This is a genomic window from Shewanella algidipiscicola, from assembly GCF_900380485.1.
Lineage (GTDB): Bacteria > Pseudomonadota > Gammaproteobacteria > Enterobacterales > Shewanellaceae > Shewanella > Shewanella algidipiscicola.
On sequence record NZ_OXJV01000001.1, the window covers coordinates 205383 to 227262 of the forward strand.

19 protein-coding genes are annotated in these 21880 nt (G+C 47.6%); 11 read left to right on the top strand and 8 right to left on the bottom strand.

The features are described from left to right. Positions 1–83 precede the first annotated feature (83 nt). From DN599_RS00940 to DN599_RS00955, 4 genes are all read left to right on the top strand, one after another. Positions 84–704 (top strand): tetratricopeptide repeat protein, encoded by a 621-nt coding sequence (locus tag DN599_RS00940; RefSeq protein ID WP_110455788.1) that lies wholly within the window; start codon positions 84–86, stop codon positions 702–704. 43 nt (positions 705–747) lie between these two features. Beyond that, the gene (gene rnr, locus DN599_RS00945; protein WP_110455789.1) at positions 748–3201 is read left to right on the top strand and encodes a ribonuclease R; all 2454 of its coding nucleotides are present in this window, start codon (positions 748–750) and stop codon (positions 3199–3201) included. 29 nt (positions 3202–3230) lie between these two features. After that, the gene (gene rlmB / locus DN599_RS00950; RefSeq protein WP_110455790.1) at positions 3231–3971 is read left to right on the top strand and encodes a 23S rRNA (guanosine(2251)-2'-O)-methyltransferase RlmB; all 741 of its coding nucleotides are present in this window, start codon (positions 3231–3233) and stop codon (positions 3969–3971) included. Positions 3972–4165: 194 nt separating this feature from the next. Beyond that, entirely contained in the window at positions 4166–4576 is a 411-nt protein-coding gene (locus DN599_RS00955) for a DUF1090 domain-containing protein (protein ID WP_239473197.1), read from the top strand. A gap of 45 nt (positions 4577–4621) precedes the next feature. On the opposite strand, the gene DN599_RS00960 is transcribed toward DN599_RS00955, so the two are convergent. From DN599_RS00960 to DN599_RS00975, 4 genes are all read right to left on the bottom strand, one after another. Then, complete coding sequence (locus tag DN599_RS00960) at positions 4622–5779, bottom strand: putative sulfate/molybdate transporter (protein WP_110455791.1); 1158 nt, start codon at positions 5777–5779, stop codon at positions 4622–4624. Positions 5780–5990: 211 nt separating this feature from the next. Next, positions 5991–7358, bottom strand: coding sequence for a tetrathionate reductase family octaheme c-type cytochrome (locus DN599_RS00965; RefSeq protein ID WP_239473226.1), 1368 nt, complete (start codon positions 7356–7358; stop codon positions 5991–5993). 79 nt (positions 7359–7437) lie between these two features. Beyond that, positions 7438–9150 carry a DUF3373 domain-containing protein gene (locus DN599_RS00970; RefSeq protein ID WP_110455793.1) on the bottom strand — a complete coding sequence of 571 codons (1713 nt, stop codon included), beginning with the start codon at positions 9148–9150 and terminating at the stop codon, positions 7438–7440. A gap of 48 nt (positions 9151–9198) precedes the next feature. Then, positions 9199–9528 (bottom strand): c-type cytochrome, encoded by a 330-nt coding sequence (locus tag DN599_RS00975; protein WP_110455794.1) that lies wholly within the window; start codon positions 9526–9528, stop codon positions 9199–9201. Positions 9529–10116: 588 nt separating this feature from the next. Between DN599_RS00975 and traF the strand changes: the two genes are divergently transcribed. After that, positions 10117–11151, top strand: coding sequence for a conjugal transfer protein TraF (gene traF, locus DN599_RS00980; protein WP_110455795.1), 1035 nt, complete (start codon positions 10117–10119; stop codon positions 11149–11151). 59 nt (positions 11152–11210) lie between these two features. Here traF and DN599_RS00985 read toward each other — a convergent pair whose 3' ends face one another. Together DN599_RS00985 and metJ are read right to left on the bottom strand one after the other, a co-directional pair. Continuing rightward, entirely contained in the window at positions 11211–11948 is a 738-nt protein-coding gene (locus tag DN599_RS00985; RefSeq protein WP_110456747.1) for a sulfite exporter TauE/SafE family protein, read from the bottom strand. Positions 11949–12054: 106 nt separating this feature from the next. Next, positions 12055–12369: a met regulon transcriptional regulator MetJ gene (metJ, locus tag DN599_RS00990; RefSeq protein ID WP_110455796.1), complete on the bottom strand. Its 315-nt coding sequence runs from the start codon at positions 12367–12369 to the stop codon at positions 12055–12057. A 223-nt stretch (positions 12370–12592) separates the two neighbouring features. Between metJ and metB the strand changes: the two genes are divergently transcribed. After that, a complete protein-coding gene (gene metB / locus DN599_RS00995; protein WP_110455797.1) occupies positions 12593–13759 on the top strand; it encodes a cystathionine gamma-synthase in 1167 nt (388 codons plus the stop codon). Between the two features lie 19 nt (positions 13760–13778). Further along, positions 13779–16172 (top strand): bifunctional aspartate kinase/homoserine dehydrogenase II, encoded by a 2394-nt coding sequence (locus tag DN599_RS01000; RefSeq protein WP_110455798.1) that lies wholly within the window; start codon positions 13779–13781, stop codon positions 16170–16172. A 150-nt stretch (positions 16173–16322) separates the two neighbouring features. On the opposite strand, the gene DN599_RS19035 is transcribed toward DN599_RS01000, so the two are convergent. Next, the gene (locus DN599_RS19035) at positions 16323–16448 is read right to left on the bottom strand and encodes a hypothetical protein (RefSeq protein ID WP_275425996.1); all 126 of its coding nucleotides are present in this window, start codon (positions 16446–16448) and stop codon (positions 16323–16325) included. A 96-nt stretch (positions 16449–16544) separates the two neighbouring features. Between DN599_RS19035 and metF the strand changes: the two genes are divergently transcribed. From metF to DN599_RS01020, 4 genes are all read left to right on the top strand, one after another. Continuing rightward, the gene (gene metF / locus DN599_RS01005) at positions 16545–17435 is read left to right on the top strand and encodes a methylenetetrahydrofolate reductase (RefSeq protein WP_110455799.1); all 891 of its coding nucleotides are present in this window, start codon (positions 16545–16547) and stop codon (positions 17433–17435) included. Between the two features lie 315 nt (positions 17436–17750). After that, positions 17751–18311: a c-type cytochrome gene (locus DN599_RS01010; protein ID WP_239473227.1), complete on the top strand. Its 561-nt coding sequence runs from the start codon at positions 17751–17753 to the stop codon at positions 18309–18311. An 11-nt stretch (positions 18312–18322) separates the two neighbouring features. After that, on the top strand, positions 18323–19390 hold the full coding sequence (locus tag DN599_RS01015) for a c-type cytochrome (RefSeq protein WP_110455801.1): 1068 nt from the start codon (positions 18323–18325) through the stop codon (positions 19388–19390). A 101-nt stretch (positions 19391–19491) separates the two neighbouring features. Further along, the gene (locus tag DN599_RS01020; protein ID WP_110455802.1) at positions 19492–19749 is read left to right on the top strand and encodes a cysteine-rich CWC family protein; all 258 of its coding nucleotides are present in this window, start codon (positions 19492–19494) and stop codon (positions 19747–19749) included. A gap of 225 nt (positions 19750–19974) precedes the next feature. On the opposite strand, the gene DN599_RS01025 is transcribed toward DN599_RS01020, so the two are convergent. After that, positions 19975–21783 carry a DEAD/DEAH box helicase gene (locus DN599_RS01025; RefSeq protein ID WP_110455803.1) on the bottom strand — a complete coding sequence of 603 codons (1809 nt, stop codon included), beginning with the start codon at positions 21781–21783 and terminating at the stop codon, positions 19975–19977. Positions 21784–21880 lie beyond the last annotated feature (97 nt).

The following is a 21880-nucleotide window of genomic DNA, read 5'->3' on the forward strand; positions in this document are numbered from 1 at the left end:
TGCCGATAAGATAAGTTATACTGCCCAATGACTGTATTCCTACAGGTGATACTGGGCGCGAAATCGATATAGAGAATTTTGTTATGCTACGATTGTTATTCTTTATTATTTTGAGTTCCTTATCTTTAACCAGCTACGCAGATACCGAGGCTGTTGAAGTTTACAGCCAAGAACAATTGATTGATATGATACGAGATAAATCGTATCTCACTCGAGTCACCAGTGACGACTGCCAGTTACTGCAAGATATCGAGGCCCGTGCCGAAGTGCTGAAACAACCGTTGTATCAGTACCTTTGGGCCGAAATGCTCAATTATGGGATTTGCGTGACCGCCAATCCGCCAAGGGGTATTTCATTGCTTCGCGATGCCGCCGAACAAGGTAGCGCCGAAGCCATGGTTAGGATTGCCGAATATTACCGAGATGGTAAGTTTGTCATCCAAGATAAAGAGCGTGCAGTGCAATACACACTGCCTGCTGCCGCCAGTGGCGATCTTCCTGCACGTATGATGTTAGTGAGATTGTTTGGCGAAGGCTATGGTAGCCCACGAGATTACGAAATGGGTTATCATTGGCTATATAATGATGTATTTAGTGATGAGGCGACGAAACAACAAGCCTTACAATTATTGATGGTGCTAGAAGCAAAAATGCCCGCCAGTGCAGTTAAGAGGGCAAAGCAGGAGCATCTGAGATCCCGGTAATTGCCCCAAGCAATTAAGCATGGGCTGACATTTTGGATATTGAATGATCAACGATCCGCATTTAAAGCGTGAACAACAGAAGTACGACAACCCCATCCCTAGCCGTGAGTATATTTTAGAATACTTGCGCTCACAGAAATCACCCCTCAATCGCGAAAAAATTGCATCTGCACTCAACATTGTTGATGAAGAGCAATTAGAAGCATTGCGTCGTCGTCTACGTGCGATGGAACGTGATGGTGAGCTAGTCTTTACGCGCGGGCAAGCCTATGGCTTACCTGAGCGCATGGACCTACTCAGCGGTACTGTGATTGGCCACCGCGATGGTTTTGGCTTTTTGAAGCTCGACGAAGGGGGTGATGACCTTTATATCAATAACCGTGACATGTTGATGTATTTTCACGGTGATAAGGTTTTAGCTCAAAAAGCTGGCGTCGATAGAAAAGGGCGTGGCGAAGCACGTATTGTGCGCCTAACTCATCAGCGCACCGCCCCATTGGTGGGCCGTTTTCATATCGACTCAGGCATGGCCTTTGTCATCGCCGATGACAAACGTATCACCCAAGAGATTTTAATCCCTAACGAAGATCGCAACGGCGCCCGTCAAGGCGATGTAGTGGTGGTCGAGTTAACCCGTCGCCCAGGTCGCCATATCAAGGCTGCCGGTAAAGTGGTTGAAGTGTTAGGCAAAGAGATGGCACCCGGTATGGAGATAGAAATTGCATTACGTAATTACGATCTTCCCCACACTTGGTCGAGCGCTATCGAAAAGAAACTGCGCAAGATCCCCGATGAGGTAACCGAAGAGGAAAAGCAAGGTCGTGTCGATCTGCGTAAGTTGCCTTTGGTGACCATTGACGGTGAAGATGCTCGCGATTTCGATGATGCCGTTTATGCCGAAACTAAAAAAAGCGGTGGCTGGCGCTTATGGGTTGCCATTGCCGATGTGAGTCATTATGTGCGCACCGAATCGGCGCTGGATCAAGAGGCGCGTGCGCGGGGTAACTCGGTTTACTTCCCATCGCAAGTGATCCCTATGTTGCCTGAGAAGCTGTCAAACGGCCTGTGCTCACTCAATCCTGGGGTCGATCGCTTGTGCATGGTCGCAGAAATGACCATCTCAGCCACAGGTAAACTGTCGGGTTATAAGTTTTACCCAGCGGTGATGCACTCTCACGCACGTTTAACCTATACCCAAGTTGCCGATATGCTCGAAGGTGGTGAGGTGAGCGATGAGCTTAAACCTATCTTCCCGCATCTACAGACGCTGCAGTCTTTGTATCTGGTCTTAGAGCAAAACCGCGCTAAGCGCGGCGCCATTGCCTTTGAAACCACCGAGACCCAGTTTGTGTTTAACGCCGATCGTAAGATTGAGCGTATTGAGCCGCGTCATCGTAATCAGGCCCATAAAATCATTGAAGAATGTATGATTTTGGCCAACGTTGCCTCGGCTAAATTTGTGCAAAAGCATAAAGGTGAAGTGTTGTATCGGGTGCACGAGGCGCCATCTGAACAAAAACTCACTAATTTTAAGGACTTCCTTAAAGAGCGTGGATTGACCATGGGCGGCGGTTTAGAGCCTACTCCTGGTGATTACCAAGCCTTAATGGAGCAGATAGCCGACCGCCCCGATGCCGAACTGATACAGGTAATGTTGCTGCGCTCGATGCGTCAAGCTACTTATACTCCAGATAACCAAGGGCATTTTGGATTAGCGCTAGAGGAGTATTCCCACTTCACGTCGCCTATTCGCCGCTATCCTGACCTTATCTTGCACCGCGTCATTCGCTATTTATTAGCCAAGGAGCGAGGGGAAGGCAAAGATAAATGGACTCCAGATGGGGGTTATCATTATCAGATTGAAGAGCTAGATCTACTTGGCGAAGAGTGTTCAACCACTGAACGCCGCGCCGATGAAGCGACCCGAGATGTCAGCGATTGGCTTAAATGTGAGTTTATGCGAGATCATGTGGGGGATACCTTTGAAGCAGTGATCGCTTCGGTGACTCATTTTGGTCTGTTTGTACGCCTAAGTGATTTGTTTATTGATGGTTTAGTACATATTTCTAGCTTAGGTGGCGATTATTATCATTACGATAATATGCGTCAGCGCCTTGTGGGCGAAGCCTCTGGTCAGGTGTACCAGATTGGCGACCCGGTGACGGTTAAAGTGGCCAGCGTGAATCTTGATGATCGCCAAATCGATCTTGTGATGGTTGGTGATGAAGGACGCTCGCCAAGGCGAGGTAAGAGTAATAAGCCGCTGACCGCCCGTGAACGGGTTAACCTTGAAGGTGCTAAGCAAGGTAAAGGGACTGGCGATAAAACGGCCCGCAAACCTCGACGCAGTAGCGCTAAGGCCGCAGCCGGTACGCCTAAGGCAGGCGTCAAGCGTAAAACCAATGGGGCTAAAGGCGGTGCAGCTAAAGCCAAAGCGGATGCAGCCAAAACTGGCGCCAAAAAACGTAAGCCAGTAAAGCGTAAAGTCACTAAGTAATAAGCGCAGTAATAAGAGAAAATATATTAATGAAAAAACAAGATATCACCTTCGGCATTCATGCGCTTGAAGCAGTGCTTAACCATAGTCCCGAACGTGTGATTGAGATGTGGGTATTGCAAGGTCGTGATGATCAACGTTTAACCCCACTACTTGAAATCGCCGCCCAGTATGGTGTGTCGATTCAAAAAACATCGCGTAAGGCGCTTGATGAGAAGGCGGGTAGCACCCAACATCAGGGGATTTTGGCTCGCGTTAAAGCGGTTAAACAGCTTAACGACAACGATCTGTTAGCCTTAGTGGAAAAGACCGACACCCCATTTTTGCTCATCCTAGATGGCGTTACCGACCCGCATAATCTGGGGGCCTGTTTACGTAACGCTGATGCCGCAGGTGTTCACGGTGTCATCGTGCCACGCGATAACTCGGCTGGCTTAACCCCAACGGTTAGCAAGGTAGCATGCGGCGCGGCTGAAGTGGTGCCACTGTTTCAGGTGACTAACCTCGCACGTACCATGAAGAGCCTGCAAGACAAGGGGATTTGGATCATTGGTGCAGCAGGCGAAGCCGAGCATAATCTGTATCAAGCCGACCTTAAAGGACCGCTAGCCATCGCCATGGGCGCCGAAGATAAAGGTCTGCGTCGTTTGACTCGAGAGAGCTGTGATTCACTTGCCTCTATCCCAATGTCGGGCAGCGTTTCGAGTTTAAACGTATCGGTCGCGACGGGGATTTGTTTATTTGAAGCGGTTCGCCAAAGAATTAGCTAACCGCCAATTTGATGGTCAATTGTTGATTTGGCCATTAGCTGGCAATAGCTTTTAGCCAATAGTGTTGGTAGATGCCGATGAGGATTAGCTTCATCGGCATCTTTGTTTCTGGCATGAGGCTAATGTTGATCTTGAAATAAGCGTCAGCAACCCTATTTATTATTAGCTAGTGCCACCATAAAGAGGTTATATCGATGAAAATATTAAGTATTAAAAAGATGTTAGCGGTTTCGGCCTTAATGCTGTTGCCATCGTCGGTTGTCATGGCATCGAGCGATTGCACTCATTTAATCGGTTGTGAAAGGAAATTTTGTGAAATTGAAACCCAGCTAGCACAGGCTAAAAAACAGAATAACTACCATAAAGTTAATGGGTTAACTAAGGCACTTGAAGAGGCTAAAGCTAACTGCAACAATGCATCGTTACGCCAGGAGTTGATTGAGGATATTGACGATGTTAACCAAGATATTGCCGAGTATACCCAAGCATTAGAGGAAGCCAAGGCCGAAGGCAAACAAGACAAGGTGATGAAGTACCAACATAAACTGCAGAGTGAGCGGCAGCAGTTATTGCGGTTGCAAACTGAGTTATCCTATCTTAAGTAATGCGGTGCTCACTGAGCACTGGCCGACGGGATTATCAGCAAATGGTCATGAACGTAAATCGTTAATGGTGTGCCATTGACGACGTCCCATCTCTAATATCATTCCTGCCGCTAAGCCTGCTGCAGTGTTGACAAATAAACACACCGCCGCAGTCGAGAGGATGACAAAAATACAAAAGGGTTTGCCGTCGATAAAGCGTTTTGACCATGCCAATTGTACTCCTGCAATAGCAAGCAAGCTGCCCAGCACCGCTAAGGGGATAAGTGACAGTAGGCTCGCGATACCCTCACCCCAACATAGGGCGATGAGTAGACAGCTACTACCAAATAGGGCGGGAGCGAGCCAGGTTCTGGCGCCAAAATGATATTGCACCGCTAGCCCTCCTGCGCCATGGCACATGGCGGCTGCGCCAAAAGGCGCTAATAGCAGGTTGGCCCAGCCAGAGCTGGTGGCGAGTCGTTTAGGTGAGAATCTGTCTGTGTGATGATTGGCATCGTGGGGAAATTTTTCTTTTGCCATTGCCGAGGTGGCGATCACCGCATTGGTGAGTGTCAGTGCCAGCTGCGGAAGGACTAATAATCCGGCAGCGGAGGTCCACTCTTGCATACTGGGCCAGCCCAGTTGCCAATCGTTGCTGGCCGCGAGTGTAAAGCTAGGGGCGAAGCCGCTGTAATATTGCCATACAATCCCGAGCACTAACACTAAAGGCATCACAAGGTAGGGCAGGGGTAAGAAACGGCTAGCAAACAGGGCGCTAAAGGCCAAGATGCCGATGAGCCAGGTGTCGCTCATCATCTGGGCGCCCATCCAAATCAGTTGTAAACCTATGGCCAGCTGTATACCAATACTGATGGCGGGTGACAACTGTTTAGCCATCCAGGTAATGGCACCGCTGTAGGCTAACAGCAGTAAAATACCGCCCATCATCATGCCACTGGCTTGCAGCATGCCGGGGGTTAACCCTTGGGCGATGACCAGCGCGGCAATCACCTTCATCGGTTGTACAGGTATCGGCCTGCGGTAGTAGAAGGCGCTAAATAAGGCGAACAGGCCAAAGCCGATAAAGATCCCTTGAGCTGAGAAGTGGTTCAGGGCGATAAGCCCTAGCACTAAAGGTAAAAAAGTGCCTAAATCGGCAAAAGCTCCGCCGAATTCACCTGTAAATTGATTAATGTATTTCAATCTGTTGCTATTACAACTCATATAGCTTGCCGCAGAAAATGGTCTCTTAATAACGCAATTTTAATGCCACATTTTTTGTGGTTATTCATAGGATTAAACAGCTTATATAGCCATGGTTGACGAGGGTGTGAGACAAAATGGCCAACTCGATAAAAAAACTGTGTCGAATTGGCCATATGGCTTAAGGCGATAACGGTGCTACCTGTTAGCGGTAGGGCTCATGAATCTAGACCTATTTTTCGCGTCTGACTCCTTGTTTGTTTTTCATTGGGTCGCCGTCATAACCTAAGGCTTGCCAATCCATGCGAGTGCCTTTGTTGTGGCAGTCGTTACATTTAAGGGCTTGATCTGATGGCGATACCATATGGTTGATACGCCACCACATTTCGGTTTCAGCAAAGCCATGTTCGCCACTGTACTTGATACCTTGCTCCGTTAATGCTTGGTTAGCTTCCATACCTAACTTCGCGGCTTTATCCCAGTCGAAGTCTTTCCAGTAGCCGCCTTTGCCATAAACCTTGGCCGTGACAAAGATATTTTGTTTCTTGTCGTAGATCTGTTTGCCTCTGTGTACTTTGAACGGATAGATCTTAGCGGTAGCGTCGGTAATATCGCCTATGGGGTAAGTCAGTTTAGTTATCTTGGTGGGGTCCATTTTATCGCCGACCATGTAGGCATCGGCTTTGCCGTTATACCAAGCATATTCAGGAGCCACCATCTTCTTCCAAACGAAGCTGCCTTTTTTCTTCATAAAGGTGTGCTTGCCATTTTCATCGACGGTTTCTTCTTGATCGCTACCTGCAGTAGACCAATCCCAGCTCATCTTCGTAGGCTCATTGCGCGCAAAGAAGGGGATATGGCATGTCTGACAAGCCACGCTAGCGGTATGGGTGTTAAGGCGTTTGTTGCTGTGAGGCGCAGCTTCATGGCAGCTTTCACAGCCAATGTCATTAGTGCCGCCTGGTGATACACCCATGGCATTACCGCTGATTTGATGTTGCTCGGTAGCATGGCAGGTTTGGCACTGGAAGTCGTTGCCATCGCTGTCCATATGGACATCGCTTGCCTTATCTGGGTAAGCCATCGAGGAGTCGAGATCGCCATGTTTAACCGCATCTCCACCGCCGCCATAGAAGTGGCAAGTACCGCAGTTATCTCGTACTGGCATACCGACATTTTGCGCTACGCGCTCAAGGTTGACCTTGGCTAACGCTTCACCCGCACCGGCTGGATCTTTAATATAAGTCCCTGTGGTATCGTGACAGACCAAGCAGTCGACCTTGGTGATGTCGCTGAAGTCGAAACTGTCGTCTTTCCAGCCATAACCCGCATGGCAACTAGTACATCTGGGTTCGTTACCCGAAATTGAGGTACAAAAGTTATTGATGGCGTTTTTTTTGCCACGTTTAACCGTGCGTTCAGGAAGTACTTGTTCCAATTCCCATGTCCAGTGGGATGATTTCATAAAGTCTTTAGCGTGATCTTCATGGCACTCAACACATTGTGCCGTGACTTGTGACCCTTGGGTAAAGGGGCCTGCAATGGCATCTTTATGGGGATTGTCTGCGGCATTGGCGCTGGCCAGCCCCAATAGCCCCATGGCGATTATTGAGATTAAAAAGCGTGGATGTTTCATCGGTTATCCCTACCCCCGGCGAGCGCCGGGGGATAGTCTAAGTTTAGAAGTTGACTGTTAACGAGGCATTGATGTCAAAGGCGGTGTCGACCACAGGGAGCATCGAATAAGCGGTGCCTTCAATGACATCATCAATTTTTTGCGGCGCGCCAACAGGGGTACCGCTACCTGTGTATTCATAGTCGTAATAAATCCCTGCCAGTTTGATGAACATACGTGGGTTGATATCAAACAGGTAATAGGCTTCGGCAACATGACCACGGGTGGCAAGCTTGCTGCCAATTGGATCGTCTTGCGCTTGAGTAAACGGAGTCCAGTATTTAGAGCCGTAGTTATATTCCAGGCCTAACTTACCGTAAGGCGCCGGAATTTGGATGCCGACATAAACGCCGTACCCATCTTTAGTGTCGGCGCTATCGGCGGCGTCTGGCATCATGATAATTTCACTGCCGTCGGCGTTGAGCTGTGCTTCAAATACCGCATCACTTAACATGCCGCCAAACATACCGGCATTGCCGTTGCCTTCGGCTCGTGTCCAGCCAAAAGAGGCGAATAGCTTCATATCCTCATCGCTTTCATAGGCGTAACCGACGCCCCCTAAATACATATCGCCAATCACCCCACTAGGTTGTACCCGGGTTTGAAAGTTGAAGTTGTCAAACTTCTGCATATCTTGGTACATGGTTGGGGCAAAAATGCCTGCCAGTTGAGTTGGAAAAGCCATGGTGCCTTTGAAGCCGTCGTTAATGTCTTTGGCACCAAACAGAGTAAATTGCAGGAAGTGGTTACCGTCGTTGATGGCGTCGATATTAAAACCCCCTAGATGCGTATCTTTGGTGACGATATCACCAAACATTTCGCCATTACCCCATTGTGACTCAAAGCCTTGGCCGTAACAGAAACGGACCACTTGGCCATCGATACCTGTGATTTCGCCTAAGTTGTAACCTAAGGTGGCGCCATCGAAGTTAAAGTTGACTAAGTGACCCGACGGTGTGCCACCGCGCTTCTCGTTTTCTCTGTAATGTGATGGTGGGCCGTAGGTTGAGGGGCGACGACCGATAGAAAGATAGGTGTTGGTGCCACCGATGTTTTTCCAATCGAAATAGGCGCGCTCGACTCTGAGCCAATCACCGCTGGTATTGCCACTACTACTGCCATCCATGGTGAACGAGCGCCATGAATCAAATACTTGGGTGCCAGTCGAGTCACCCCAGTTTTTATACATGCTTAATCGAGCTGAAAAGCCAACGTTGTCCCATACTTTGGCTTTTAGATTGAGTCTGAGGCGGGTGGTATAGAAAATATCGTTATCGATATCTTGTACCGATTTAGGCGCAAGCACATAAGGCATTACCCCCTGTAACATGCCATTTTGGAACGCACTGGCTAATTCAGGGTTGGCGCTTAACAGTTTGCCTAATGGCGAGTTGGCATCGTTTGGCATTCCAAAGGCGCCAGACATGGCTTTTTGGCCAAAATCATTGAAGTCAACTTTGATGGCAGGGTTCCAAGTGACATTTTGGTAATGCAGAGAATGCGCCTTGGTACGAAAATCCCCAGTGAGTTGGATTCTGTCTAGTGCCGTGTGGCGCTCATTCTGGTCTACGCGGCTATTAATATCGTCAATTTCTTGCGATAACTCAGCTAGTTGCTGTTTTAAGTCTGCCAGCTTTTGTTGCTCTTGGTCGGCACTGTAAGCGCCGCCAGAAAAGGCTAATGCATTGGCAATAAGTATCGATAGTAGTGTACGCATCTTATCTCTCCGTCGCGCGAGGTGCGCAGTCGATGGGCTTAGTGAGTCTTAACCACAGGTTTGTGGTTGATCGGAGTCTGCCGCATGGTCATAAAGAAATTGCTGGATATCCAAGCGTTCTTTTTCGGAGAGTTGCTCAAAAACCTCAGGCTTAACCTTGTGTTGGTCATTCTTAAAGAAACGATCCCACTGGCTCATGGTTTTGCTCATCGGGGTGATTTCACCGCCCGAATCGCCTTTGCTATGACAGGCTTTACACTCTTTCTTGTAGAGGTGTTTGCCTTTCTTCGGGTTGCCACCTTCTACGGCATATACTTGGGCGCCTAACGAGAATGTGAGCATGATACACGTTGTTATCTTGACTATGTTTTTCATCATCTTTCCTTAATCACCGCCCGTGGTGATTTTTTTGTTAAACAAATAGAGCGTTTGTTGTTAAAGATCTTACTCAAGAGGGTGAGATGTGAATTTGAGGTCGATCACTTTTACAACAAAAATCTAATTGATAAAAATATCATTGATAAAAATCTAATTGATGTGATGTAAGTATCTATATTTAATAGTTTTTGTGTTTTGTTGTTTTTATGGGGAGGCGATTTAGGCTATCAATTGCTGGCGGAGGTGAATCACACTTTAGATGTTCATCATCTGCTAAATAACGTTAGCGGTATCAATAAGCTTGTTAATTTATTTAAAGGGGGGCGTTGTTAGATGGTATCAATATGCCGTCTAAAGTAGGTGAAAGAGGTTTTTTTATGGGGGGCAATATCCATCACTTCAGCTATTTTTACGCCTAATAAAAGGGGATGGACCATCGACGTCAGTGCAACTAGAGATTAAATAGCACTAAATTGCAGTATTTTTACTAAGCACATCATTCAGAACTTGATAAATGAACTATCTTTAAAAATCGAGCGTATAAACATTTCAACACGCTTAAAAATATCATGGTTCGGGGGAAAGGGAATGAAGTGCCTTAGCATAATCGTGTTAATCACCCTGATGAGTGTTGCTAGTATTAGTTTTGCTGCACAGCAACATTATGACGCCCATGGCGATGCCATGGGTGTAGCTTCATCCAATCACCAAGGCACCGCCTTTATTAACCCTGCATTAATAGCCTTAGATGCCAGCAAGGACAGTGGTGGTAAGCTTCAGTCACTGCATGGTGAGCGAGCTTACACCAATAATGTTGGATTGGGTGTGTCCTTTGTCTTACCCACTGTTAAGATGCCAATGGCATTGTTTTATAAGACTTATATAGATGCTGTAGGCGTTGCTGCTGTCTCCCAAATTGATCTGGATAATTTAAATAACCTTGATGTCAATGGCTCGTCAACTATCTCAGAGTTAGACTCTCAAGGGGCGGTTGTTGCGGGCGGTGTGTCTGATATTGGCGTTGCGTTGAGTTTCCCCCTGTCAATTGTCAATATGCCTATCGCGGTCGGGATCTCGCCTAAAATGCAGCGCATTGACACTTACAACTATGTTGTGAATGCTAACAATTTTAATGTCGATGACGCTGATGATGTTCGCTATTCTTATGACGATACGGTATTTAATTTTGATATTGGCGTAGCGATACAGCCTACGGCAGGGTTGACCTTAGGGGTGTCGGGACGCAATCTTTTCAACCACAAGCAACAAACGATTGATACGCTAGGGCGGCAATTTACTTATCGAATTGAGTCTTTGTATACCGCAGGGCTTGCTTATGATTGGGCTAATCTGAGCCTAACAACCGATATCGATTTAAATGACTATCAGCGCTTTGATGAGGTGGCGAGTACACAATATTGGCGTTTCGCAGGAGAGCTAAAAACCGCCGATTGGTTGGCACTGCGGGTGGGTTATCGTCATGATTTAAACAATACTACAATTGACCTGTATTCTGTCGGCACTGGCTTTAGTATCGGTCGCACCTTTAATCTTGATTTAACTGGGTTATTTGGCAGCGACGATACCATAGGCGGCGTGATTCAAACCTCATATCACTTCTAACGTTGACCTGTCTTGCTAGGTTTGTCTGGCTTAGACCTGTGAGCTAGCGGACGGCTATCTTAGCTCGTTATACTCAGTTCGATAATCGATTTTACTGCCAGGATAAGTGCACTTAGACTGCATAATACCAGAGTTAAAAGCTGTGTTTTTCGTTTGTCGACAGCGCCGACAATACGGTTAGCAACGATAAACCCTAGTAGTACCGATGGCAGTAAGAGCACCGACAGATACAGATGACGTAGCGTGAGTAATCCACTGAAGGCCAAAATGATTAATGCGATCATTGAGCTAAAGATGAAGAACGCCGATAACGCCGCACGAAATTGTTTGGCATCTTTGCCCGAAAGTAAAATAGCCATTGGCGGCCCACCGATGGCGGCGATATTACCAAAAATGCCTGACAGCACCCCCGCGATAAAAAGATTGCTGCGGTTAATTGGCAGGTGTAATTTGAAAATGCTCAGGATCACGGCTAAAGCAACGATGCTCGCAATGACCAAGCCTAACACTGGCTGTGGTGCGAGCAATAATAAGGCGGCGCCTAATATGCCGCCAGGGATACGCCCCAGCAAAGCATATTGTAAGCCGTTAAACTCCAGTGCGCGTCTCTCTCTTAGTAGGGTCAGTAAGGCGATAGAAAAGCCCATCATAATCACTGGAGCGGGTACTAGGCTTGGGTCGACAAGGTAGAGTAATGGTGAGGCGACAACGGCTAAGCCGAAACCGATTAGGCTTTGGGTTAGGGCGCCAATAAAGATGATCAGCGACGCTAGGCCAAGAAGCACGGGGTCAATCAAAAGTTCGGGCACTACGTCACCATAGATTCTAGTGTGTTTAGAGGTGATAAAGACGAGGGATCGCAGTGCGATCCCTCTCTAGCAAAACATGATAGGTAAAGTCGATTTACTCGACGTCTTCCCATTCGATGCCCATCTCAGTCATCAGCTTTTTCACTTCGGCTGGAATGCTGTCAGGTTTGTCCTTTGACAAATCATCGTCATGGGGTAAAGGTTGGCCAGTATAAGCATGCAAAAAAGCTTCACAAAGCAATTCGCTGTTTGTGGCGTGGCGTAAGTTATTCACCTGACGACGAGTGCGTTCGTCGGTTAAAATCTTAAGCACCTTGAGGGGAATAGAGACAGTGATTTTTTTCACTTGCTCATTCTTCTTACCATGTTCAGCATAGGGGCTGATATAATCGCCATTCCACTCAGTCATTGACTCACCTGTTAATTCTCAAATTCGGGGCAGATTTTATACCCTTACCGGGTACAGTCAAATTATTGCCTCTAATTTTTGTTAATTGCAAATAGATTTCTACATGTTTGGACGTCTAAACGTCTAAAGTTGTTGACGCTACCGCTTCCCTTAGGTACATTTAGACGTCCAGACATCTCTATGGTATAGATGACTGCCGCCGATTTAACTTTAGGAGTAAAAGATGACTGAGCGTAAATTAGCCACGGCAGCTGTGCGTGGAGGGATTGAATCCGACACTCAATATGGTGCCGTAGTCCCCCCCATCTACTTGTCGACCAATTACTCCTTTGATGGTCATCAACAACCGAGAGATTTTGATTATAGCCGTTCGGGTAACCCGACTCGCTGTATTTTGGCCGACGCCATAGCAGAGCTGGAGCGTGGCGCGGCAGGCACAGTGACCTGTACTGGCATGGCGGCCATCACCTTAGTGACCAGCTTGCTTGGGCCCGATGATCTACTCGTGGTGCCACACGATTGCTATGGCGGTAGTTATCGACTATTTACCCACCTCGCCAAGAAAGGGGCATTTAAACTGGCGGTGGTTGACCAAACGAATGCCGCTGCTTTGACAGACGTTATTGCTCGTCAACCTAAAATGGTCTGGTTAGAAACCCCGTCAAATCCCTTACTGCGCGTGGTCGATATCGCAGCGATTGCGAGCCAGAGCCATGAAGTGGGGGCGCTAGTGGTGGTCGATAACACCTTTTTATCGCCTATCTTGCAGCAGCCTCTGTTGCTCGGCGCTGACATAGTGATCCACTCAACGACTAAATATATCAATGGACATAGCGATGTGGTCGGCGGCGCGGTTGTCGCTAAAGATGCTGAAGTGGGTGAGCTGTTACATTGGTGGTCTAATACCTTAGGCTTAACCGGCTCAGCCTTCGATAGCTATTTGACCTTACGCGGCTTAAGAACAATCGCGGTGAGAATGCGTCAGCATCAAGCCAACGCACAGCAGGTGTTAGCTTTGCTAACCCGTCATCGCGCGGTTGATAAGGTGTATTATCCAGGCTTGGCGGATCATCCAGGCTATGAGATTGCGTTAAAACAGCAAAAAGGTTTTGGTTCCATGCTCAGTTTTGAGTTAAAAGGTGGTGAAGCAGAGCTTATTGCCTTTTTAAATGCGTTAGAATACTTCTCTTTAGCCGAAAGCTTGGGTGGGGTAGAGAGCTTAGTGGCGGTTCCTGCTACCATGACCCACAGAGCGATGGAGCCAGCGGCGCGTGTAGAGGCTGGGGTAAAAGATACCCTCATTCGTTTATCTGTTGGAATTGAAGATGGTGATGATCTGGTGGCAGATATTCAAGCGGGTTTAGATGCGGCTATCGCGGTAAGTTGTTAAAGGTATTGAGGAGCAAAAAATGACACGATGTCATTTGCATAAATTTGGCGGTTCTAGTTTAGCGGATGCAGATTGTTACCGCCGTGTCGCTCATATATTACTCACCCATGGCCATAGCGATGATCTCATCGTGGTTTCTGCTGCGGGCAAGAGCACTAATTTTTTATATAAATTACTTGAGCTAACCGAGTCCGGTCTGTTGTGGCAAGAAGAGTTGCAAGTGTTGATCAGTTACCAGCAAAATCTGATCGAGCAGCTGTTATCTAACGAACAGGCGCGCAGCTTGCGCGAGCGTTTATCGACCGATAAATCCCAACTCAGCACGCTACTTTCTCTTGACGAGCTGAGCGATTATCAACGCAATCAAGTGGTCAGTTTTGGCGAACGCTGGTCGTCACGTCTACTTGCCGCGTTGCTGCGTGAGTCCGGTGTTGGGGCGGTCGATGTGGATGCGCGTACTTTATTGGTGGCCGATGAAGGCGCGGTACCGCAGATCCGCATTGGGCAATCAAAGCAAAAAGTGCAGGCGATGCTGAATGCTCACCCTAATGAACGCTTAGTGATCACCGGGTTTATCTGTGCTAATGATAAGGGAGATACCCTGTTGCTGGGTCGTAATGGTTCAGACTATAGCGCCACCTTGCTAGCCAGCTTAGCCAATATTGAGCGGGTGACCATTTGGACCGATGTGGAAGGGGTGTTTAATGCCGATCCCAATCGCATTAACGATGCGCGCCTGCTCAAAAGCATGTCATTAACCGAGGCCAATCGTTTGGCACACCTTGGCTCGCCGGTACTGCATAACCGCACCTTGCAGCCACTGTTTGACACTAACGTGAGCCTAGCGGTGCGTTCGAGTTATGCGCCCCATACCGATTTCACGCTGATCGCGCCTAAGAGCCTATCGGCCAGCGCGCCCGTCGTTACTAGCTTACCTAGCGTGTCATTATTTAGCTTAAGCTTTAATGCCGAGCTGCCTCAATTATTAGAGTGTTTTGCTAAGGCCGGACTGGCTCCTTTGGCCTACTGGTCATCGGCGTCTGGTCGCGCGGAACTCGCCTTTACCCACGAGAGTGAAAAACAAGCGCGGGCGATATTTGAAGTCAATATTCAAGTATTGGGGATCGATGCGTTAGAGGTGCGACAAGATTTAGGTTTAGTGGCCCTAGTCAGTGCCGATGCTGCACTTTATCGCCGGGGTTTTTCGCGCCTATTAAGCCGCGATGCTCATCCATTATGTAATGATGGCCTAAGTTTGGTCACCTTGGTTCCTAAGGGGCAGGTGAGCCTATTGACGCAAAAGGTACATCGTCGCTGCGCTGGCCCGCGTAAACGTATCGGGGTGTTACTGCTCGGTATTGGTAATATTGGTGATGCATGGATTGAACTGTTTAAGCGGGCAAGGCCGGTATTAAACAAGGAGCTTGAGGTCAGTGTCGAGTTAGTCGGCTTATTGAGCTCCAAGTTGGCGCTATTAAGTGAGACCGATATCGATCTTAATCACTGGCAGCAGCAATTTAATGAGCAAGCAACCCCTTGGGATTACAGCCACCTGTTTGAACGATTACGCCATGTTGAATGTGATGAACTTGTCGCGTTAGATATCAGTGCTAGCGCCGATCTGGCGTTGCAGTATCCAGCATTTTTTGCCCGTGGTATTCATATGGTTAGCGCCAATAAGCTGGCTGGCAGTGGGCCTTTACCTTTTTATCAAGAATTAAAACAGCAACTGGATAATCGGCGACTTTTTTGGCGCTACAATGCCAGTTGTGGTGCGGGATTACCCGTGCAACATGCCTTAAATGACTTGCATAACAGTGGCGACGCCATCGAAGCGGTTGGGGGGATTTTTTCCGGAACCTTGTGCTGGTTGTTTGAACATTTCGATGGCACTAAACCCTTCTCTGAATTGGTGCTGCAGGCTAAGGCGCTTGGGCTGACCGAGCCCGATCCACGTGACGACCTGTCGGGTCGAGATATGCAGCGTAAATTGCTGATTTTAGCGCGAGAGATAGGCCATGATATTGAGCTTGATGATATTGCACTGCACTCTTTAGTGCCGCCGCATCTTGCGCAGATCCCACTGGCTGAATTTATTGAACGAATTAGTGAGCTAGATGCTGAAATGTTACGCCAATATCAAGCGGCAGCGGAGCAAAATAAAGTGCTGCGCTATGTGGCCTCCTTGCAACACAGTGACGCTCAACTTGCGGCACAGGTAGGGATTGAGTGGGTTGATCGCAACGATCCTTACGCTAATTTAACGCCCGGCGATAATGTGTTTGTGATTCGTAGTCACTTCTATCAAGATAATCCTTTGATTATTCGTGGTCCAGGTGCCGGCCGTGAAGTCACCGCTGCTGCGGTGCAATCCGATCTGGCGCAGATTTGTCGCGATCTATTGCAAGAGTAACCTCTTCGCAGACGTCATACCTTAGGCGGCCTAAGTTAACACTTGGGCCGCTTTTTTGTTGATAATGCCGCTAATAGTGCATCTACTACTTCATCTCAATGCCACAATATTCGCTTTTTTCTTGGAAAATGTCTGTTATCCAGCCGGTAGTTATATCGGCAACACCTTGTCGGCAAGCAGGTAATACATGTTATGTAACAATGGGTTGATGCTCATGTCGCTCATGCTGTAATCGGTTTGTTGTAGAGATGAATAGACTATTTTAATTTTGGTCAACTTTTACACTTGACTTCAAACTGAGTTTCTCTAGTATATGGACATATAGACGTCCAAACGTCTATTTACTATCATAGAACGTCTGAGGGATTAAAGATGGCTTTTCACCACGCACAACATGCAAATTCATTAAACCAAAGCTTGTCTGAGCTTAATGGTGACATTAACGTATCGTTCGAATTTTTCCCGCCAGCGACCCCTGAGATGGAGCAGATCCTATGGAAGTCCATTAGACGTCTCGAACCGTTAAAGCCTAAGTTCGTCTCGGTAACCTATGGCGCGAATTCTGGCGTGCGCGATCGCACTCATGGCGTGATTGAGCGCATTCAAAAAGAAACCGATCTGGTGGCTGCGCCGCATCTAACCTTGGTCGATGCTAGTGATGAAGAGTTAGTCGAACTGGCAAAGCATTATTGGCATTCAGGGATACGTGACATAGTCGCGCTACGGGGGGATTTGCCTGAAGGTAGCGCTAAGCCCACCCGATTTGCTAACGATTTGGTGCGTCTATTACGATCGGTGGCCGATTTTGATATTTCGGTGGCCGCGTATCCTGAAGGTCACCCTGATGCAACCAATGCGCAAGCGGATCTGATTAATTTAAAAAAGAAAATTGATGCGGGCGCTAACCGTGCTATTACGCAGTTTTTCTTCGATGTAGAGTCTTACTTACGTTTTCGTGACCGCTGTGTGGCGGCCGGTATCGACGTTGAAATCATTCCAGGTATCTTACCTGTCACCAACTTTAATCAACTCAAGCGCTTTGCTGGCATGACCAATGTGTCGATTCCTCGCTGGTTACATAGCCAATTTGAATGCTTGGAGGACGATCCTGCAACAAGACAGATGGTGGGTGCCAATGTGGCGATCGATATGGTGAAAGTGCTGTCGCGTGAAGGTGTTAAAGATTTCCATTTTTACACTTTGAACCGCGCGGAGTTAACTTATGCTATTTGCCATACCTTAGGGGTGCGTCCGGGCAAATAAGCTCATGACAATTCGTCCCTTGCGGTGGTTGGGCGCCTCTGGTGCTAATAGAGGGGCGTTACCGGCTTAATGGCGATTGATAGTTTCATTTATCGTGAGTACCCATCAATAGAGCATAAGTTGTATTGCTATAGTGACATTTGAACACATCTTGCTGCCAAAAGGATGCGTTTATGTTTTATAGGAATATTTTATGCTTTTTTTTATGAAATCCATTACCTTATTGTTCGAATCTCTCTATCATTAATAGCAGTCATAATCGGGAGGATAATTATGAGATCGATAACATTAGGTTCGGCTTTATTGCTATTGTCGATGCCTTTATTGGCAGAGCCAATGGCAATGCCGCCATCAGCACAGTTGTGTGGGACATGTCATGGTCCTACGGGGCAAGGCGTTGAGCCATTAGGCCCAAGATTAGCGGGTTTATCTACTGAATATATTACTCAGCAGATCAAGTTGTTCCAAACTGGTCAGCGCCAAAATGTCAGCATGACGCCTATGTCTATGGTGCTACAAGGTGATGCAATTAAGCCTGTTGCAGACTATTTTGCATCTCAAGAGGTGCCAGAAGTCACTGTTCACCTTCGTGGTGAAGCCGCAGTGTATAGCGACCCAACCCAAGAGTTGGTGTACCAAGGTGATTGGGACAGAATGATCCCAGCGTGCGTCACGTGTCATGGTCCTTCTGGCATAGGTGGTGGCCAGTTCCCACGTCTTGCAGGCCAGCAAGCTAGCTATATCAAAACCCAATTACTTGCTTGGCAAGCGGGCACTCGTAAGGGTGATGTAGATGCAATGATGGGTTCCATTGCAAATAAGCTAACCGCAGATGAGATTGATGCGTTAGCCAAGTATTTTGCCGAGATCAAATAGGGAGTCTGACCATGAATCATGTTAAATCGCTACGCAGTGCTTTGATAGCGTTGGTTGGACTCTGTGTGCCAAGCTTAGTTATTGCCGCAGAGTTACCTGACAAGCAGGCAGAATTACAAGTTAAGCCAAAGTCAGAAGATACCGTTTATCTAAACCCAAGAGAGATGAGTGCCATTCCTCAAGGGGCATTTGGTGATAAAGTCAGACAGGGTTATCAGCTGTTTGTTAATACCCAACAGTTACGCGGTAAATATGTCGGTAACGAGTTGAACTGCTCTAATTGCCATATGGATGCTGGGCGTAAACCCAATGCATCACCATTATGGGCAGCTTATATGGCTTATCCCGCTTACCGTAAGAAGAATGATAAGGTCAATAGCTTCCAAGATCGTATTCAAGGCTGTTTTACTTATTCGATGAACGGTCAAGCGCCTGCAAATGGCAGTGAAGAGTTAGTGGCATTATCTGCTTATTCATACTGGTTAGCCATGAGTGGCTTGATGGATCAATATCAAGTGGCGGGTGAAGTGCCAGAGTTGAGTGATGCCGAGTTACTTAAAGGTGGCAAGCGTGAAGATTTTGCTCTACCAGCGGCGGTTAAAGCTGCGATGAATATTGATGAGTTAGCTAAGCTTCCTGGTCGTGGATTTCCACCGATTGACAAACCAGAGTTAGCCTATTCACCTGAGCGTGGGGCTACGGTTTACCAAGCGCATTGCCAAGCTTGTCACGGAGATGATGGCCAAGGGCTTGCCATTGCTGGTGTTTATAGCCTACCGCCATTGTGGGGTCCGCAGAGCTTTAACTGGGGTGCAGGCATGCATAGGGTCAATACTGCCGCAAACTTCATTTACGAGAATATGCCATTTGGTAAGAGTATTCAGCTGACAAACCAACAAGCTTGGGATGTTGCGGCCTACATTAATTCGAAAGATCGCCCACAAGATCCACGCTTTAAGGGTGATGTTGAAGCGTTACAAAAGCAATACCATAATCACCAAGGTTATTACGGTCAATCGGTTAATGGTGGCGCTGTTTTAGGTAGCCAATCTTACCCTGTGAACCCTGATAAAAAGTGATGTTGACGTTAATCAGCCTTGTCATCGACGCTGATTAATCTTGAGTGAGAGGAGTGTTAGCGTAACGGCTAATGCTCCTTTTTTATGGGAAATGGTGAGAGATGACATACAAACAGGCGGATTCGCCGACTCAGTCAGACGGATTATCGGACGCCACGATACAATGCCCCTTATGTCAGCGGTCAAATGAGTGCGCCGTAGCCAACCAACAGCCTAGTGAGACCTGTTGGTGTCATAGTCAAGTTTTTGTGCCAAAGGCATCGCTGACCGTCAATGTTCGCCGCGATGCCTGTCTCTGCCAAGCTTGCGCTGCAGCATTAATGGCGGAGCAGCAGGCTGGATTGAAACGGATAGATTGATATAGATAAAGGCGCGCTTGGATAGCGACGTTGCGGTTTGTATGCTCAGTGCTTATTGGTAACACCGAGCCAATCTCAGCAACATAAATCTTATTAGGGGGAAACGTAAAAAAGGAGCCATTTGGCTCCTTTTTTTGTCGCATTGGCGTTGAGGTAAACTCACGTATTTAGCCACAACAGGTTATGTTAACGCATGGTGGCTTTAAGTGAGATAGACTCGGCCTATTAAGCGTTGTCTTTACCACCCTTACGGTGTGGTTTACGGTCGCCAGCTGGCTTACGGCGACGTGGTGGGCGGCTGTCATCACCCGCACTTGCTGGCAGCTCGGTGCCGGCTTCACGGATGTTAAGCGGCTTACCACATACACGCACTTTCTTCAGGTGCTGTAAGACATCTTTTGGCATTCCGTCTGGCAAGTCGATGGCGGTCATTGAATCAAATAATTGGATTTGTCCAATGTAACGGCTATCGATGTTGGCTTCATTTGCTACGGCGCCAACAATATTACCGACACCAACACCATGGTCACGACCTACGTCGATAACATAGCGACACATCTTAACGTCTGGATGATCTTTTAAGGTATCAGCCGTTCCTAGATTGCTTGGCGTTGGTCGTGAATCACGACGGTTACGTTCGCGAGGTGCACGATCACCGCGTTCACCACGTTCACGGGTACTACGCTCATCACGACTATCACGTTGACGTTCGTTGATGTTAGGCAGCTGCAATGGACGCTCTTTCTGAACTTGCTGTAGTAATGCAGCAGCAAGAACTTCGGTATCAACTTCCAGTTGCTGACAAAGTTGCGCAACAGCACCCTTCATGAAATCGAGAGAGTCTTTACTGATTATCTCAGCAATTTGCTCGCCTAAACGAGATAGACGACGCTCAGTTACTGTTTCAGGGCTAGGCACGTCCATTGGAGAGATACGACTCTTAGTCGCGCGCTCAATGGTGCGCAGCATGCGCATCTCTCTGTGGGTCACAAATAGAATTGCCATACCAGTACGACCAGCACGGCCAGTACGACCAATACGGTGAACATAGGCTTCAGTGTCGTATGGGATATCATAGTTAATAACGTGACCAATACGTTCAACGTCAAGACCACGTGCAGCAACGTCAGTTGCAATAATAATATCAAGTTGACCACGTTTTAGCTGATCAACGGCGCGTTCACGAGCTTGCTGATTCATATCGCCATGTAGCGGTGATGACGCATAACCACGAGCTTCTAGCTTCTCTGCCAGTTCAACACAGCTGTTACGTGTACGAACGAAGATGATAATACCTTCAGTATTTTCAACTTCAAGTACGCGAACTAACGCTTCTAGCTTGTTGTGTTGCGAGACTTGAACGAAACGCTGTTCGATTGAGGCAACGGTAGTATGACTTGCAGCGATACTAATGTGTGCTGGCTCAGTAAGGTATTTATTGGCAACACGCTTAATTTGCTCAGGCATAGTAGCTGAGAATAATGCTAGCTGACGCTGCTTAGGCGTGTGCTCTAGGATCCATTCGATATCATCGATGAAGCCCATTTTTAGCATTTCATCGGCTTCATCGAGCACCATAGCTTTAAGCGTATCAAGCTTAAGGGTGCCACGACGCATATGATCCATTACACGGCCAGGCGTACCGACGATGATTTGTGGACCACGACGCAATGCGTTAAGTTGTTGATGCATGCTTTGACCGCCATAAATGGGCAGTACGTGCATACCTTTCATGAATTTTGAATAGCTACCAAATGCTTCGGCGACCTGTACAGCAAGTTCACGAGTTGGGGCTAATACTAAAATTTGTGGTGTATTTGACGTAGGGTCAATCGCATTTAATAGCGGTAGCGCAAATGCACCGGTTTTACCGGTACCTGTTTGTGCTTGACCTAAAATGTCTTTACCAGCCATAAGTGGCTCGATACTAGCAGACTGAATTGGCGTTGGTTTTTCGTAACCAAGCTCGTCAAGAGCACGCAACAAAGGCTCGGCAAGACCGAGTTCGCGGAAAGTTTTTTCATTGGATGACATGGGTTGTAGCCTTGTGGTGTAGCAAAGTGCAGAGACTGCACTAAAGATTTTATAGACAGAAAATCAACCCCGTGTCGACTTCCCGCACCGAAAAGTA